13 protein-coding genes are annotated in these 15,000 nt (G+C 68.3%); 6 read left to right on the top strand and 7 right to left on the bottom strand.

What is annotated here, in order from left to right:
• Positions 1–32: 32 nt before the first annotated feature.
• From O4N75_RS07145 to O4N75_RS07125, 5 genes are all read right to left on the bottom strand, one after another.
• The gene (locus tag O4N75_RS07145) at positions 33–1,097 is read right to left on the bottom strand and encodes a homocysteine S-methyltransferase family protein (RefSeq protein WP_269628661.1); all 1,065 of its coding nucleotides are present in this window, start codon (positions 1,095–1,097) and stop codon (positions 33–35) included.
• Positions 1,094–1,954, bottom strand: coding sequence for a subclass B3 metallo-beta-lactamase (gene bla / locus O4N75_RS07140; RefSeq protein ID WP_269628660.1), 861 nt, complete (start codon positions 1,952–1,954; stop codon positions 1,094–1,096). The genes O4N75_RS07145 and bla overlap by 4 nt, the downstream gene beginning before the upstream one ends.
• Complete coding sequence (gene metF / locus O4N75_RS07135; RefSeq protein ID WP_269628659.1) at positions 1,951–2,883, bottom strand: methylenetetrahydrofolate reductase [NAD(P)H]; 933 nt, start codon at positions 2,881–2,883, stop codon at positions 1,951–1,953. Before metF ends, bla begins: the two co-directional genes overlap by 4 nt.
• Positions 2,880–3,851 carry a metalloregulator ArsR/SmtB family transcription factor gene (locus tag O4N75_RS07130; RefSeq protein WP_269629341.1) on the bottom strand — a complete coding sequence of 324 codons (972 nt, stop codon included), beginning with the start codon at positions 3,849–3,851 and terminating at the stop codon, positions 2,880–2,882. The genes metF and O4N75_RS07130 overlap by 4 nt, the downstream gene beginning before the upstream one ends.
• A gap of 97 nt (positions 3,852–3,948) precedes the next feature.
• Positions 3,949–4,884, bottom strand: a complete 936-nt coding sequence (locus O4N75_RS07125; RefSeq protein WP_269628658.1) for a 2-hydroxyacid dehydrogenase — start codon at positions 4,882–4,884, stop codon at positions 3,949–3,951.
• Between the two features lie 51 nt (positions 4,885–4,935).
• Here O4N75_RS07125 and O4N75_RS07120 point away from each other — a divergent pair, with 51 nt between their 5' ends.
• From O4N75_RS07120 to ygiD, 3 genes are read left to right on the top strand one after another with little or no spacing between them, the layout of a single operon-like run.
• The gene (locus tag O4N75_RS07120; protein WP_269628657.1) at positions 4,936–5,067 is read left to right on the top strand and encodes a hypothetical protein; all 132 of its coding nucleotides are present in this window, start codon (positions 4,936–4,938) and stop codon (positions 5,065–5,067) included.
• The gene (locus O4N75_RS07115; RefSeq protein WP_269628656.1) at positions 5,064–6,281 is read left to right on the top strand and encodes an MFS transporter; all 1,218 of its coding nucleotides are present in this window, start codon (positions 5,064–5,066) and stop codon (positions 6,279–6,281) included. The genes O4N75_RS07120 and O4N75_RS07115 overlap by 4 nt, the downstream gene beginning before the upstream one ends.
• A 35-nt stretch (positions 6,282–6,316) precedes the next feature.
• Complete coding sequence (gene ygiD / locus O4N75_RS07110; protein WP_269628655.1) at positions 6,317–7,108, top strand: 4,5-DOPA dioxygenase extradiol; 792 nt, start codon at positions 6,317–6,319, stop codon at positions 7,106–7,108.
• Between the two features lie 54 nt (positions 7,109–7,162).
• Here ygiD and ettA read toward each other — a convergent pair whose 3' ends face one another.
• Positions 7,163–8,830 carry an energy-dependent translational throttle protein EttA gene (ettA, locus tag O4N75_RS07105; protein ID WP_183774523.1) on the bottom strand — a complete coding sequence of 556 codons (1,668 nt, stop codon included), beginning with the start codon at positions 8,828–8,830 and terminating at the stop codon, positions 7,163–7,165.
• Positions 8,831–9,205: 375 nt separating this feature from the next.
• On the opposite strand from ettA, the gene O4N75_RS07100 reads away from it, so the two are divergent.
• Complete coding sequence (locus O4N75_RS07100; RefSeq protein ID WP_269628654.1) at positions 9,206–9,388, top strand: CsbD family protein; 183 nt, start codon at positions 9,206–9,208, stop codon at positions 9,386–9,388.
• A 71-nt stretch (positions 9,389–9,459) separates the two neighbouring features.
• On the opposite strand, the gene O4N75_RS07095 is transcribed toward O4N75_RS07100, so the two are convergent.
• Complete coding sequence (locus O4N75_RS07095; protein ID WP_269628653.1) at positions 9,460–11,655, bottom strand: TonB-dependent receptor; 2,196 nt, start codon at positions 11,653–11,655, stop codon at positions 9,460–9,462.
• A 193-nt stretch (positions 11,656–11,848) separates the two neighbouring features.
• Between O4N75_RS07095 and O4N75_RS07090 the strand changes: the two genes are divergently transcribed.
• Together O4N75_RS07090 and O4N75_RS07085 are read left to right on the top strand one after the other, a co-directional pair.
• Complete coding sequence (locus O4N75_RS07090) at positions 11,849–13,660, top strand: VWA domain-containing protein (protein ID WP_269628651.1); 1,812 nt, start codon at positions 11,849–11,851, stop codon at positions 13,658–13,660.
• 201 nt (positions 13,661–13,861) lie between these two features.
• The gene (locus O4N75_RS07085; protein ID WP_269628650.1) at positions 13,862–14,998 is read left to right on the top strand and encodes a glycosyltransferase; all 1,137 of its coding nucleotides are present in this window, start codon (positions 13,862–13,864) and stop codon (positions 14,996–14,998) included.
• Positions 14,999–15,000 lie beyond the last annotated feature (2 nt).

Below are 15,000 nucleotides of genomic sequence, written 5' to 3'. Positions count from 1 at the left end.
GGCCGAAGCCAGTGGGTAGTCGAAAGCCGGGATCAAACCAACTCGAACGGTTCCAGACCGGCCAGCCGCATCGCCTTGGGCCGCTCGGGCGGCTGGCGCGGGGCGACGCCGGCGACGGCTTCGGCGACGTGGCGGATGTGGTCGGGGGTGGTGCCGCAGCAGCCGCCCAGGATGTTGACCAGCCCCTGCTCGGCCCACTCGTGCAACTGGTGGCCGGTCTGGTGCGGCTGCTCGTCATATTCGCCCATGGCGTTGGGCAGGCCCGCGTTCGGATAGGCCGAGACCAGGGTGTCGGCGACCCGCGCCAGTTCGGCGATATGCGGCCGCATCAGGTCCGCGCCCAGCGCGCAGTTCAGGCCGATGGCGAACGGCTTGGCGTGCTTCACCGAATTCCAGAACGCCTCGACCGTCTGGCCCGATAGGGTGCGGCCCGACCGGTCGGTGATGGTGCCGGAGATCCAGATCGGCAGCGGCTCGTAGCCCTCGTCCTCGAGGTCGAGGATGGCCTTGATCGCGGCCTTGCAGTTCAGCGTGTCGGTGATGGTCTCGATCAGGTACATGTCCACGCCGCCGTCGTGCAGCGCGATCATCTGCTGGCGATAGCCCTGGTAGACCTCCTCGAAGGTCACCAGGCGCGCGCCCGGATCGTTCACGTCCGACGACATCGACAGCATCTTCGGCAGCGGCCCGACCGAGCCGGCCACGAAGCGGGGCTTGTGCGGCTCCTTGGCGGTCCAGGCGTCGGCGCGCTCGCGGGCGATCTTCGCGCCCTGGAAGTTGATGTCGTACACCGCCTCGCCGCAGTCGTACTCGGCCTGGCCGATGACCGTCGCCGAGAAGGTGTTGGTCTCGGAGATGTCGGCCCCTGCGGCGTAGTACTGGTCGTGCAGGTCGCCGATGATGTCCGGCCGGGTGATGCACAAGAGGTCGTTGTTGCCCTTGAGCTCCAGGGCGTGCCCGGCGAAGCGCTCGCCCCGATAGTCGGCCTCGGCCAGGCCGCGCTTCTGGATCATCACCCCCCACGAGCCGTCGAGGATGAGGATGCGCTCCTTGGCGATCTGCTTGAGCGCGGCGATACGGTCCTGACGTGCGGTCATCGGGCAGCCTCCTGCTGCTTGGCGAGATCTGCGCGGAACGCCGCTTCGGACGCCGCGACGGTGCGCTGCAGTTCGCCGGGATCGACGAACGGGTTCGGCTCTCCGGCCGCCAGCTTGGCGCGCTTGCCCGCCAGGCCGAACTGCTCGGCGTGCGGGGCCAGGAAGACGTCGGCCTGCAGGGTCTTGAGCTTGGCGAAGGTGGTCTCGTAGTCGGCGACGATGCCCGGGTACTGAGGGCCCTTGGCCTTCGACACCAGCCGATTGGCCGCCACCGAGGTCGAGCAATAGAGCAAGGCCTGGCGCTCGACGCCGTCGATCTTCACCGGGAAGGTCCAGGTGGTGCAGCCTCCCGAATGGCCCGGCGTCAGGTGCGCGCTCAGCACGATGCTCCCTAGTCGGACCTCCTCACCGTCCTTCAGCACGTGGTCGACCTTCACCGGGGCGAAGTCGAAAGCCTTGACGTCTTCGGAGCCGACATAAGTCCCGGTTTCCAGCGCCTGGCGGTCGCCGGCCGCGGCATAGAGCTTGGCGCCGGTGTCTTTCTTCAGTTCGGCCAGGCCGCCGGCGTGATCGAAGTGGGCGTGGGTGTTCAGCAGCACCTTCACGTCGCCCGGCTTGAAGCCGAGCCTCTCGATATTGGCCTCGATCATCTTGGCGCTGGTCGGCATCGCCCCGTCGATCAGCACGTGACCTTGGGGCGAAGTCAGCAGGTAGGCGCCGAGGCCCGCCGTGCCGACATAGTAGAGGTTGCCCCCAATCCGGAACGGCTCGGTGGGCGCGGTCCAGTTGGCCGGGCCCTGCGCCGTCGCCGCCCCGCCCAGCAGGGCGATGCTCAGGCCAAGTGCGATCGCCCTCACGCCGCCGCCTCCGCCGGCTCGGTCGGCGTCTCGCGCACCCCCAGCACCCGGCAGATCGCATAGACCAGGTCGGCGCGGTTCAGCGTGTAGAAGTGGAAGTCGGAATAGCCTTCCTCCGCCAGCCGCACGCACATTTCCGAGGCGACGGAGGCGGCGATCAGCTTGCGGGTCTCGGGGTCCTTGTCGAGCCCTTCGAACAGGTTGCCCAGCCACGCCGGCAGCGGGATGCCGACCGGCCCGGCCATCTTCTTCAGGCCCTTGTAGTTCGACACCGGCATGATCCCCGGCGAAACCGGAATGTCGACGCCCGCCTTGCGCAGCTTGTCCATGAAAAACAGGAAAGCGTCGATGTCGTAGAAGAACTGGGTGATGGCGCGCGTCGCCCCGGCGTCGATCTTCGCCTTCAGCACGTCGATGTCGTGGTCGATCGACGGGCTTTCCGGGTGGATCTGCGGATAGAGGCTGACGCTGACCTCGAACGGGGCCACGGCCTTGATGCCGGCCGCCAGCTCGGTGGCGTTCAGATAGCCGTCGGCACGGGGCACGTAGACGCCGCCGATGTTGCCCGGCGGGTCGCCGCGCAGGGCGACGATGTGGCGGATGCCGGCGTCCCAATAGGCCTGCACGACCTCATCGACCTCGACGCGCGAAGCCTCGACGCAGGTCAGGTGAGCGGCAGGCTTAAGGGTGGTCTCCTTCAGCATCCTGACCACCGTGCGGTGCGTGCGGTCGCGGGTGGAGCCGCCGGCGCCGTAGGTCACCGAAACGAAGGACGGATTCAGCGGCTCGAGCCGGCGGATCGCCTCCCATAGGCTCACTTCAGCCTCGGGCGTCTTGGGGGGCGAAAACTCGAACGACACGGACGGGCGACGCGCATTTCCAGCGGCGGCGCGGGCGACGGGTCCGAGCGCGGTTTCATGAGGGCTCATGCGGCGCTCCTTTGCGGCAAACGGGCGCGCTCGGCGACCCAGATTTTCACGGTGAGCCCCTCGGCCCGGACGGGCGGCAGCGCGGTCACACGGACGTCAGAGAGCCCCGCTTCTTCCAGCCAGCGGGCCATTTCCGGCTCTGCGAAGCCGAGACGCCGATGCTGGTGCTGCTCGCGCAGGAACTCGAGGTGGTGGGGGGCGAAATCGATGATCAGCAGCCGGCCGCCCTCGGCGACCAGACGCGCGGCCTCACGCACCGCGGCGGCGGGGTCGGCCAAGTAGTGCAGCACCTGATGGACGACGACCAGATCGGCGCTCTGGCCTGGCAGGCGGGTGCCGAAGATGTCGCCATGACGCAGCTCGAAACCTTCCAGCCCGGCCTCAGCGACATGATTGCGCGCGATATTGAGCATCTGCTGGGAGAGATCGAGGCCGATCGCCGCCTCGGCGTGCGGCCCGAGCAAGGTCAGCATTCGCCCCGTACCTGAACCGAGATCGACCAGGCGCTTGAACGGGCCGGGTCCGACCGCGTCGATGATCGCCGCCTCGACGGCGCTTTCGGAAACGTAGAGCGAGCGGATCTCGTCCCAACGCGCAGCATTGCGCGCAAAGTACTCCCCGGCTTCGGCCGAGCGTTCGCCGCGCACGGCCTGCAGCCGCTCGGCGTCGCGAACCACGACCTCGTCGGTCGGATCAATGAGGCCGAGCGCCTCGTCGGTCAGATGACGCGCATCCCCGGAGGTGACCAGTCGGTAGAACACCCAGGCGCCGTCGGGAAACCGCTCGACGAGACCCGCCTCGGCCAGGAGCTTCAGGTGACGCGAGACCCGCGGCTGGCTCTGGTCCAATACCCGGCAAAGCTCCAGGACCGCCAGTTCCTCGGTCGCGAGCAGCGCAAGGATCCGCAAGCGCGTCGGCTCGCCCGCCGCGCGCAAGATTTCCACCGCCTGACTCGTGGAGAGCGTCATGACCACATAAAGATATCTTTATGTCTTTATGTCAAGCCAAGGGAGATGCGCAAACCCGCTTGAGGAGCCGCTTATAGCATGCGCTGGCGGAGCGCGGTTAGACCGCGCTCATCACCGGCTCTCCGGCAGCGAAGCGACGAACATTTTCGAGCGCTTGTCCGACCATCCGCGGAATGGAATCCACCGTCCCGCCAGCGCTGTGGGGCGTCAGCACGGTGTTCGGGACGCCTGCCCAGCGCGCGGCGGGCGTCGGCTCGGTCTCGAACACATCCAACGCCGCACGGCCCAGCCGCCCCTCCTTTAACGCCGCGATCAGGGCGTCCTCGTCGACGATCGAGCCACGGGCGACGTTGACCAGCATGCCGCGCCCGCCGAGCGCGTCGAGAACCTCGCGGTTCACGGCCTTGCGGTTGGACTCGTCAGCACGGCAGGCGACGACCAGGATGTCGCTCGCCTGCGCCAGCGCCACCAGGCTCTCGGCCCGAGGCCACGCAGCCTCCGGCTTCTCCCGCGGGCCCCACCACAGGACCTCCATGCCCATGGCCGCGCCGCGCACGGCCACCGCCTCGCCGATCGCGCCAAGCCCCATGACCCCGAGCTTGCGCCCTCGCAGGCCAGGTCGATTGCCGACCCGAGGGTCGTCACGCCAGCCGCCGGCCCGCACCACCGCGTCGCCGGCCACGATGTTGCGCCAACCGGCGATCAGCAGGCCGATCGCATGATCGGCCACGTCGTCGGCGTTGAGCCCCTTGGCATGGGTCACCTCGATCCCGCGGGCGCGGCACCACGGGACATCGACGCCGTCATAGCCGACACTGACATTGGCGATGAGACCGAGTTGCGGCAGGCCTTCCAGGAAGTCGTGGCTCAGCGGAATCTCGCCGGCATGCACGATCGCCCGCACCCGTTCGGCCTGCCCGGGGGCCAACTCCCAACGCCGGGCCACCTCGTAGCCAGCCGCCTCCAGCGCCTGTTGCACGGGCGACAGCATCTGGTGCGAAATCAGGACTAGCGGCTTGGCGGCGTCGGTCATGGGATTCTCCGGAAACTTGACGTCCTATAGCCAGGGTCCAGGGAGGCCGTCATGCGCCGCGTGGTGATCCCTGGCAATTCCGGCAGCGGCAAGTCGCGGCTGGCCCGCGCGCTTGGCGTCCGGCTCCGCAGGCTCCAGGGCGATCGGGCGATTTCGGGCTTCGTAACGGAGATCGCGCCGTGAACACCGACTTCCACAGGCTCTGGGCGGCGCAGACGGTTTCGGCGTTCGGGGCCCGCATCACCCGCGAGGGCCTGCCAATCATGGCGGTGATCGCCTTGGGGGCCCAGGCCGCCACCCTGGGCTTGCTGGCCGCCGCGGCCAGCGGCGCGGCCCTAGTCGCCGCGCTCGCCGCCGGACCGTTCGTCGACCGCGCCCGCCGGCGGCCGGTGCTGATCGGGATGGACCTGCTGCGCGCCGCGCTGCTCGCCTCCATTCCCATCGCCGCCCTGATGGGCGTCCTGGATCTACCGCAGGTCTTCATCGTCGGCGCCCTGATCGCCGGCGCCAGCGCGATCTTCGAGATAGCCAGCCACGCCTACCTGCCGGCCCTGGTGGGCCGCGAGCGCCTGCTCGAGCGAAACGCCCGCCTCGCCTCGACCGACGCCACGGCCGAGGTCGGCGGCCCGGCCCTGGCCGGCCTGCTGTTCCAGTGGCTAAGCGCGCCGCTCGCCGTCGCCGCCAACGCCGCGACATACGCCGTTTCGGCGGCCTTCCTGACTGTGATCCGCACGCCAGAGGAGCACCCCCGCCCAGCGCCCGCCGAGAACTGGCCGAAGGAACTGACGTCAGGGTTCCGCACGGCCTGGTCCGAGCGCCATGTGCGCCCGCTCCTGGCCATGGAATCGGCCCAGGGCCTGTTTGGTGGGGTGTTCAGCGCCCTTTACGTCCTGTTCGCCGTGCGCACGCTCGGCCTCTCGCCCTCGATGCTGGGCCTGGCGATCGCGGCCGGCGGCGCCGGCGCGCTGCTCGGCGCAGGTCTTGCGCCGCTGCTCGCACGCCGCCTGGGGCACGGGCCGGCGATTCTGGCCGCCATGGCCGGCGCGGGGTTGGCGGTGCTGATCACGCCGTTCGCGCCAGCGTCGCCCACCACCGGCCTGGCGATGCTGGTGGTCTCCCAGTTCGTCGGCGACGCCCTGGCGGTCGCGGGCGGCGTGCTCGCCGCCAGCCTGCGGCAGACGCTGGTTCCGCAGGCCGCGCTCGCCCGCGTCGCCGGCGCGTTCCAGGCCGGTCCCGGCGCCATGGCGGTGATCGGCGCCCTGGGCGGCGGGGCGCTCGGCGCGGCTATCGGGCCGAGGGCCGCTTTGCTGGTCGCCGCGCTCGGTTTCGCCCTCTTGCCGGTGATCGGAACGCTGTCGCCGCTGCGCGAATTGCGCGAGATTGCCGCGGTCGATTGACGAGCGACCAAGCTGCACCGATCTAGAAGGGCGTCATGAGCGAACGCGTCCCCCATATGCCGGCGATCTTCGTCGGCCACGGCAGCCCGATGAACGCCCTCGGCGGCGATTATGCGCGGACCTGGCGCGAGCTCGGCGACAGCCTGCCGCGGCCCAAGGCGATCCTCTGCGTCTCGGCGCACTGGTACGTCGAGGAGACCGCGATCACGGCGATGAGCCAGCCGCGCACGATCCACGACTTCTACGGCTTCCCCAAGCCGCTCTACGACATCCAGTACCCGGCGCCCGGCGACGCCTGGCTGGTCGAGCGGGTCAGCGACCTGCTGACGCCGGTTCTGGTGCGGCATGACCACGACTGGGGCCTCGATCACGGGGCCTGGTCGGTGCTGATGCACATGTTCCCGCAGGCCGACATTCCGGTGCTGCAGCTCTCCATTGACCTGCGCCAACCGCCGCAGTTCCACTACGACCTGGGGCGCAGGCTGGCGGAACTGCGCGACGAAGGCGTGCTGATCATCGGATCCGGCGACTGGGTGCACAACCTGCGCTTGGCGATCCGCGCCCAGAGCGCCGAGCCGCTCGACTGGGCCGACCGCTTCAACGAAACGGTCAAGGAACTGATCGCCGCCCACGATCACGGCCCGCTGATCGACTGGATGAGCCTGGGCCAGGACGCTCGTCTGTCGATCCCGACCGACGAGCACTACCTGCCGCTGCTCTATGTACTGGGGGCGCAGGGCCAGGACGACGCCGTGAGGTTCTTCAACGACGCCATCGACCTGGGCGCCATCAGCATGACCGGCGTGGTGGTGGGCCGCGCCGCCTAGGAACGAAAAAGGCCGGCGTCTCCGCCGGCCCAATCGTTTGGTTGAAGCTCTCGTCTAGCGCGTGAACTTCTGGAACTTGATCCGGTGCGGGATCAGGCTGTCGGCGCCCAGGCGGCGCTTCTTGTCCTCTTCGTAGGCTTCGAAGTTGCCTTCGAACCACTCGACGTGGCTGTCGCCTTCGAAGGCCAAGATGTGGGTGGCCAGACGGTCGAGGAACCAGCGGTCGTGGGAGATAACCACGGCGCAGCCGGCGAATTCCTCCAGCGCCTCTTCGAGGTTCTGCAGGGTTTCGATGTCCAGGTCGTTGGTCGGTTCGTCGAGCAGGATGACGTTGCCGCCGGTGGTCAGGGTCTTGGCCAGGTGGACGCGGTTGCGCTCACCGCCCGACAGCAGGCCGACCTTCTTCTGCTGGTCGCCGCCCTTGAAGTTGAACGAGCCCACATAGGAGCGCGTGTTGATCTCGCGCTTGCCGACCGTGAGGATATCGAGGCCCTGGGAGACCTCCTGCCAGATGGTCTTGTTGGGATCGAGCGCGTCGCGGCTCTGGTCCACGTACGAGAGCTTCACCGTCTCGCCGAGACGGAAGGTCCCGCTGTCGGGCTGCTCCTGACCGGTGATGATCCGGAACAGCGTCGATTTGCCGGCGCCGTTAGGGCCGATGACGCCGACGATGCCGTTCGGCGGCAGGCTGAACGAGAGGTTCTCGAACAGCACCTTGTCGCCGTAGGCCTTCGACAGGTTGTTGGCCTCGATGACCACGTTGCCCAGGCGCGGGCCCGGCGGAATCTGGATAGTCGAGAAGGTCTGCGCCTGACGGGAGTTCTCCTGTTCGCGCACCATGTCCTCATAGGCGGCCAGACGGGCCTTGGACTTGGCCTGGCGGGCCTTGGCGCCCGAACGCACCCATTCCAGTTCGCGGGTCATGGCGCGCTGGCGGGCCTCGGACTCCGACTGCTCCTGGACGATCCGCTTGGTCTTGGCTTCCAGCCAGCTGGAGTAGTTGCCCTCGTGCGGGTGGCCCTTGCCGCGATCGAGCTCCAGCGTCCACTTGGTGACCTGGTCGAGGAAGTAGCGGTCGTGGGTGACGAGGATAACGCAGCCCGGGAAGGCTTCCAGGTGATGCTGCAGCCAGGCCACGGACTCGGCGTCCAGGTGGTTGGTCGGTTCGTCGAGCAGCAGCATGTCCGGCTTGGAGAGCAGCAGGCGAGCCAACGCCACGCGGCGCTTCTCACCGCCCGACAGCTTGTCCACCGGCCAATCGTTCGGCGGGCAGCGCAGGGCGTCCATGGCCATCTCGACGCGGCTGTCGATGTCCCACAGATCGCCGGCGTCGATCTTCTCCTGGAGGGCGGTCATCTCCTCCATCAGCTCGTCGGAATAGTCCTCGCCGAGCTTGGCGGCGATCTCGTTGTAGCGGTCGAAGATCTTCTTTTCTTCGCACCAGGCGATGACGTTGCCCCAGACGTTCAGCTGTTCGTCGAGGTGCGGCTCCTGCTGCAGGTAGCCCATCTTCACGCCGTCGGCGGCCTTGGCCTCGCCGTTAAACTCCTTGTCGATCCCGGCCATGATCTTCAGCAGGGTCGACTTGCCCGAGCCGTTGACCCCGACCACGCCGATCTTGGCGTCGGAGTAGAACGACAGCCAGATGTTCTCGAACACCTTCTTGCCGCCGGGATAGGCCTTGGTCAGGCCCTGCATCTGGAAAATATACTGCTGCGCCATGAGGCGTCCGCGCTCGCTCTGCCGAAAAGATCAGGGAATTCGACGAGGGAGATACCCGCCGCGGACGCAAGGTGCAACGTGCGGGACTCTCAGGCCCCATCGCACCGCAGAAAAACGCCGCCCGCCTCGAGCAGGAACAGAGGCGGGCGGCGGGGCCCCGACCATTTCGCGGCCAGTTGTTCTTCGGCCCGCCTCCAGTCGGCCAGGCGATTGCAGGCGGCGACGTTGCGCGGCGGATGCTGGAGGATTCAAGCGCCCGCAAGGCGGCGCGGACGGCGTTCGGCGCGCTGCTGGATCGCCTCGGCCACGACCTGAGCCAGGGAACGATCGCCGCCGCGCCGCGTACTCCTTCGCACCAGTTGCGAGGAGTACGTGATGCACAAGGATCAGATCAAAGGCGCCGCCAAGGAAGCCGCTGGCTCCATCAAGCAGGCCGCGGGCAAGGCGACAGGCAATCGCCGTCTCGAAGCCGAGGGCGGCCTTGAGAAGACCGAAGGCAAGATTCAGAAGGGCGTCGGCGACATCAAGGAGGCCGCGCGCAACGCGCTCAAGCACTAGCCACGCCCCGGCATGAAAAAAGGCCGCGCCCAGCAGGCGCGGCCTTTCTCATGTCCGCTCGGCCTCCCGGACTAGAAGTCGACCTTCACCGACAGCCACAGGCGACGCGGCTCCTGGTTGTTGGTGTACTCGGCGCCGTAGGCGACCGGCGAGCCGTACGGCAGCAGGCGCACGAAGTCCCTGTCGAACAGGTTGTAGATTGTCGCGTTGACCGTCACGTGCTCGGTCACCTGGAACGAGCCGCCGACGTGGAACAGGCTGTAGGCCTTGAAGTCGCCAAGCGCCGCGCGCGCCGGCGCGTCGCTGCGGAACCGTTCGCTCCGGTACTCGCCCCGAAGCCAGGCCGTCAGCCGGTCGGTCGCCTGCCAGCGCAGGTCGGCGTTGGCCATGTGCTCGGGGGTGTCGGTCAGCTTCTGGCCGGCCGCCGCGCCGCTCTTCTGCTCGCTGTCGGTATAGGTGTAGTTGGCGCTGAGGGTCCAAGCCTCAAGGAAACGGGCGCGCATCGCCATTTCGACGCCGCGGGTCACGGCCTCGTCGATGTTCACGCTCTGGCCGAAGGTCGGGTAGCCGGGGAAGAAGCCGACATCGACGCAGCCGGCCGGACGCCCGGCGCCGGAATTGTACTGGGCCTGGGTCATGCCGGCGCTGCAGTTGGCGACCGGAACGCCGGTGGCGATCTTATCCTTGAACTGGTTGTCGAAGACCGTGAGGTTCGCCGAGAAGCCTTCCAGGCTGTCGTAGTAGACGCCGATCTCGCTGCTGGTGCTGGTCTCAGGCGTCAGGGTCGGGGTGCCCAGCAGCGGCAGGCGGCCCTGGGCGCCGAAGCCGTTGATGCCGCTGGCCAGCTGCTCCAGCCGCGGGGTCTTGAAGCCCTGGCTGACGCCGCCCTTCAGCGTCCAGTGCGGATTGGGGTTCCAGACCAGATAGGCACGCGGGCTGAAATGTCCGCCGAACTTGCTGTGGTCGTCGTGCCGGGCCCCGAGCGTCAGGGCGAGCGTCTCGGTGAAGCGCCACTCGTCCTCGGCGTAGATCGCCCATTGCTGGTGTTCGAAGGCGCCCGGGGCCACGCCGTCGACCATCTCGGCGTCCCAGTATTGGCCGCCGACCGTGAACGTGTGGTCGCGCCATTGCGAATAGAACTTGGTGTCGAAGATGGTGTTGGTCGACTCCAGCGTCCGCGGGCCGCCGGCGCCCTTCACGCCGTTGGGAATGATCCGGCCCTTGGTCTCGGTGATTCCGCGCGAAAGATTGCTTTCCAGCACGCCGAACGGCAGGCGCCAGTTGTGAGCCAGGGCGTACTGCTGGCGGTTGAACTCCAGGGCGTCGGCGTAGCCGCCCGCCGTGGTGTTGGTGCCCATCTGGCCCTTGGAGTTGTCGTACCACTGGGTTCCGACATCGGCGTCCAGCCAGAAGTCCATGTCGTCGGTCGGCGTCCAGCTCAGCCGCGCGCCATAGCCGCGGACCTCGCTCTTGGTGGGGCTGCGGCCGAAACCGGCCACCGGCGTCGGCTGGCCGTTGACGTTCTCGAAGGTCAGGGTCGAGGCCTCGCGATCGACGAACGAGCCGCGCAGGGTCAGGCCAAGCAGGCCCGGGACCAGCGGTCCGCTGACGTAGAGGTTGCCGCCGTAGATGTTCCCGAACTCATCGTCGCCCTGCAGGGTGCCGTCCAGGGTGACCGAGCCGCCCCAGCTTTCGCCGACCTTGCGGGTGATGATGTTCACGACCCCGCCCATGGCGTCCGAGCCATACAGCGTCGAGACCGGCCCGCGGACCACCTCGATCCGCTCGATGGCGCTGACCGGCGGCAGGAAACTGGTCGAGGTTTCGCCAAAGCCGTTCGGCGTGACGCTGCCGGCGGTGTTCTGGCGGCGGCCGTCGATCAGGATCAGCGTGTAGTCGCTGCCCATGCCGCGGATGTTGATGTTGAGCCCGCCGGTCTTGCCGACCGAACCGCCGACGTCGACCCCCTCCACGGTCGAGAGGACCTCGGCCAGGTTGGTGGCCCGCATTTGCTGCAGTTCGGTACGGGAGATCACGGTCACGCTCGCCGGCGCCTCGACGATCTTCTGCTCGAAGCCGGCGGCGGTGACGACGACGCCTTCGACGTCATTGACGTCGCTGGCCGCGCTGTCAGCGCTGACCGCTCGAACCGCTGGGGGCCCGCGGTGATCCTCGGCCTCGACCTCTGCGAAGGCGGCGCCGCCGGAAAAGGCGAGGCAAACGCCCGCGCTAGTCCTCACCAGGGCACGGGTAATCGGCGCGAACAAAGCTATCCCCTACGCTCAAGCTACATGCGATTAGGTCGCACTAACACGCTCGAACTCAGATGCAATCGCTTATGAGACCTATTCGCAAATGCCTGACGTAGTTGTGATGCCTCGCACAGGTCGCGATGGCGCCGACATTTCGCCGCAGGCCGCGCGCCAAGCTGCGCCATGGATCCCAACCGAGAGGTTCGCCATGTCCGTGCGTAAGATGTTGCGTAGCGCCTCCGTCACCAGCCTGGCGGCGCTGACGACGCTCGCCGCCGCCCCGACCGCGTCCCAGGCGCGGCCAGCGATTCGCGACGGCGTTCCGACCCCGGCCGCCTGCGAGGCGTTGGGCTTCCCCGCCCAGCCGGCCGGATATAGCGGCGCGCTGCCGCGCCAGGCCTATCGCGCGGCGCCGATGCCGGCGCCGCCGCCCATGTCCTTGCCCCGATCGGTCGAGGAACTGCGGGTCCCGCCGCTACCGGTGCCGCCGGTGCAGAAGCGCGCAGACCAAGCGGAATCCCGCATGGCCATGCCGCCCGCGCCGCCGCGCCCGGCGGTTGTCCTGCCGGGACCGTCGTTGCACCCGTCGATGGACACGGAGCGTTATCCCGGTGTCCAGGCCAATCCGATCAAGCGCGTGGCGGAGGAACCCGTCTCCACCTTCTCGGTCGACGTCGACACCGCCTCCTACGCCAATGTCCGACGCTTCCTGAACGACGGCGCGCGACCGCCGAGCGACGCCGTCCGGGTCGAGGAGTTGGTCAACTACTTCGACTACGGCTACGCCCTGCCCGCCGACCGGACGACGCCGTTCCGCCCCTATGTCGCCGTGACGCCCTCGCCCTGGGCGAAGGACCGCCAGATCGTGCACATCGGGCTGCAGGGCTACGATCTGCCGCGCACTTCCGAGCCGCCGCTGAACCTGGTCTTCCTGGTCGACACCTCCGGCTCGATGTGGAGCGAGGATCGGCTGCCGCTGGCGATCAAGTCGCTGAACTTGCTGGTGGACCAGTTGCGCCCTCAGGACCGCGTGGCCATCGTCGCCTATGCCGGGTCGGCCGGCGCGGTGCTCGCCCCCACCGACGGACGGAGCAAGCTGAAGGTTCGCTGCGCGCTCGGCGCCTTGCGCGCCGGAGGCTCCACCGCCGGCGGCGAAGGCCTGAATCTCGCCTACGATCTGGCCAAGCAGAACTTCGATCCGAAGGCGGTCAACCGGGTGATCCTGATGACCGACGGCGACTTCAACGTCGGCGTCGCCGATCCCGCCAAGCTCAAGGACCTGGTCGCCGCCAAGCGCAAGGAAGGGACCTATCTGTCGGTCTACGGCTTCGGTCGCGGCAACTACAACGACGTGATGATGCAGGCCCTGGCTCAGAACGGCAACGGGACAGCGGCCTACATCGACACCCTGAATGAGGCGCGCAAGCTGCTGCGGGACGACTTCGCCAGCTCGCTGTTCCCTATCGCCGATGACGTGAAGGTGCAGGTCGAATTCAATCCGGCGACCGTCAGCGAGTACCGGCTGATCGGCTACGAAACCCGGATGCTGCAGCGAGAGGACTTCAACAACGACCAGGTGGACGCCGGAGAGGTCGGTTCACGCGCCTCCGTCACCGCCCTCTATGAGATCACCCCCGCCGGCGCACGCGGTTCCAGCGATCGCCTGCGCTACGGCGCGGCCGAGCCGGCCGCCGCCCCCGCCGGCGCGCGCGAGTTCGCCTACCTGAAGATCCGCTACAAGCTGCCCGGCGGCGCGACCTCGAATCTGATCGAACGTCCGATCGGGGCGCGCGACGTCTATCCGACTGTGCAGGCCGCGCCCGAAGCGACCCGCTGGGCCCTGGCCGTCGCCGCCTTCGGCCAGATGCTCAAGGCCGACCCGCGTGTCGACGCCGGCTATGGCTGGAACGACGTGGCCGCGCTGGCGCAGAGCGCCCGCGGCGACGACCCGTTCGGCGTCCGCGCCGAATTCGTGCAGTTGGTCCGCGCCGCGGGAGAGGCCGAGCCGCGGGCGGACTAATCTCCCGCCGGCCGGCGCCGCGGCGCGCCGATCGGCGGCCCCGGCCAATTCCTCCCGATCAGAAACCAATCCCTCGCCCGTTCGTTAGCCCTCAGTCCAACAAGAGGGAGGCGGCGAGTGTTCGACGTCACCGACTCGCGCTCTGAGAATCTGATACGACTCGATCCGACAGAAGCTCCGCATTTTGGTGCACCGGGTCGCATGGGTTTCCACCTGATCGACACCACCATGATGTACGCGCCGCGCTCGGGCGGCGTGAAACGATACCTGCATCAGAAGCGCGACTGGCTGGCCAAGCGCCGGCCGGACATCAGCCACACCATGGTCGTACCCGGCCCGACCACCGGCCTGGCTGCCCATGGGATCGTCAGCGTCGCCGCCGCCCGGCTGCCGTTCGGCGACGGCTACCGGATGCCCGCCTCGACCACGAAGTGGGAAACCGTAATCCGGATGCTGGAGCCCGATATCATCGAGGCCGGCGACATGTTCGTGCCCGGCCACGCGGCGCTCGACGCCGGCGAGGCGCTCGGCGTGCCGGTGGTCGGCTTCTGCCATACCGACGCGGCCGCCCTGGCCGCCCTGCACTTCGGAGAGTGGGCCGAAGCGCCGGCCATGAAGCACTGGGCCGCCACCTTCCAGCGCTTCGACCGGGTGGTCGCCCCGAGCCGACACATCGCCCAGCGCCTCTCGGAGGCCGGGGTCGAGAAGGTCAGCGTGCAGATGCTGGGAGTCGACACCGACCTGTTCCACCCCAGTCGGGCGGACGGCGAGCGGCTGAAGCGCCGCCTCGGCTTGCCGGCGGACGCGCGGCTGCTGGTGTTCGCCGGACGCCCCGCGCGCGAAAAGAACATCGAGAGCCTGATCTGCGCGGTCGAGCGACTGGGTGCGCCCTACTACCTGCTGCTGGTCGGCGCGGCCAAAGACGCCCACTATTCGCCGCGTGTGATCCCCATGGGCTACGAGCGCGATCCGGTGAAGCTGGCCGGGGTCATCGCCAGTTGCGACGCCCTGGTGCACGCCAACGAGAACGAGCCGTTCGGCCTGGTGGTGCTGGAGGCCTTGGCCGCTGGGCTGCCGGTGGTCGGCCCTTCCCGCGGCGGCATTTCCGAACTCATCGACGAGCGTGTCGGCCAGCGCGCCGCCAGCGTCGATCCGGCCGGAATGGCCGAGGCGATCGAGGCGCTGTTCGCCCGCGACCTCGAGCATGTGAAGCGCGCCGCCCGGCGTCGCGCCGAACAACGCCATCGCTGGGACAACACCTTCGAGGGTCTGACGCGGCTCTACGGGGAACTGGTCGCCCAGCGCAGCGCCGCCGAGATCGTGCCCCTGCGGGCCTGATC

The organism is Phenylobacterium sp. NIBR 498073 (genome assembly GCF_027286305.1).
Taxonomy (GTDB): Bacteria; Pseudomonadota; Alphaproteobacteria; order Caulobacterales; family Caulobacteraceae; genus Phenylobacterium.
Note: the sequence above shows the minus strand (reverse complement) of the source record. Positions and strands in the feature narration are given on the sequence as shown.

Bases quoted from the DNA above. Each gene is read 5' to 3' on its own strand.
- O4N75_RS07145 (WP_269628661.1), bottom strand. From the start codon at position 1,097: ATGACCGCACGTCAGGACCGTATCGCCGCGCTCAAGCAGATCGCCAAG.
- metF (WP_269628659.1), bottom strand. From the start codon at position 2,883: ATGAGCCCTCATGAAACCGCGCTCGGACCCGTCGCCCGCGCCGCCGCT.
- O4N75_RS07130 (WP_269629341.1), bottom strand. From the start codon at position 3,851: ATGACGCTCTCCACGAGTCAGGCGGTGGAAATCTTGCGCGCGGCGGGC.
- O4N75_RS07125 (WP_269628658.1), bottom strand. From the start codon at position 4,884: ATGACCGACGCCGCCAAGCCGCTAGTCCTGATTTCGCACCAGATGCTG.
- O4N75_RS07120 (WP_269628657.1), top strand. From the start codon at position 4,936: ATGCGCCGCGTGGTGATCCCTGGCAATTCCGGCAGCGGCAAGTCGCGG.
- ygiD (WP_269628655.1), top strand. From the start codon at position 6,317: ATGAGCGAACGCGTCCCCCATATGCCGGCGATCTTCGTCGGCCACGGC.
- ettA (WP_183774523.1), bottom strand. From the start codon at position 8,830: ATGGCGCAGCAGTATATTTTCCAGATGCAGGGCCTGACCAAGGCCTAT.
- O4N75_RS07100 (WP_269628654.1), top strand. From the start codon at position 9,206: ATGCACAAGGATCAGATCAAAGGCGCCGCCAAGGAAGCCGCTGGCTCC.
- O4N75_RS07090 (WP_269628651.1), top strand. From the start codon at position 11,849: ATGTCCGTGCGTAAGATGTTGCGTAGCGCCTCCGTCACCAGCCTGGCG.
- O4N75_RS07085 (WP_269628650.1), top strand. From the start codon at position 13,862: ATGGGTTTCCACCTGATCGACACCACCATGATGTACGCGCCGCGCTCG.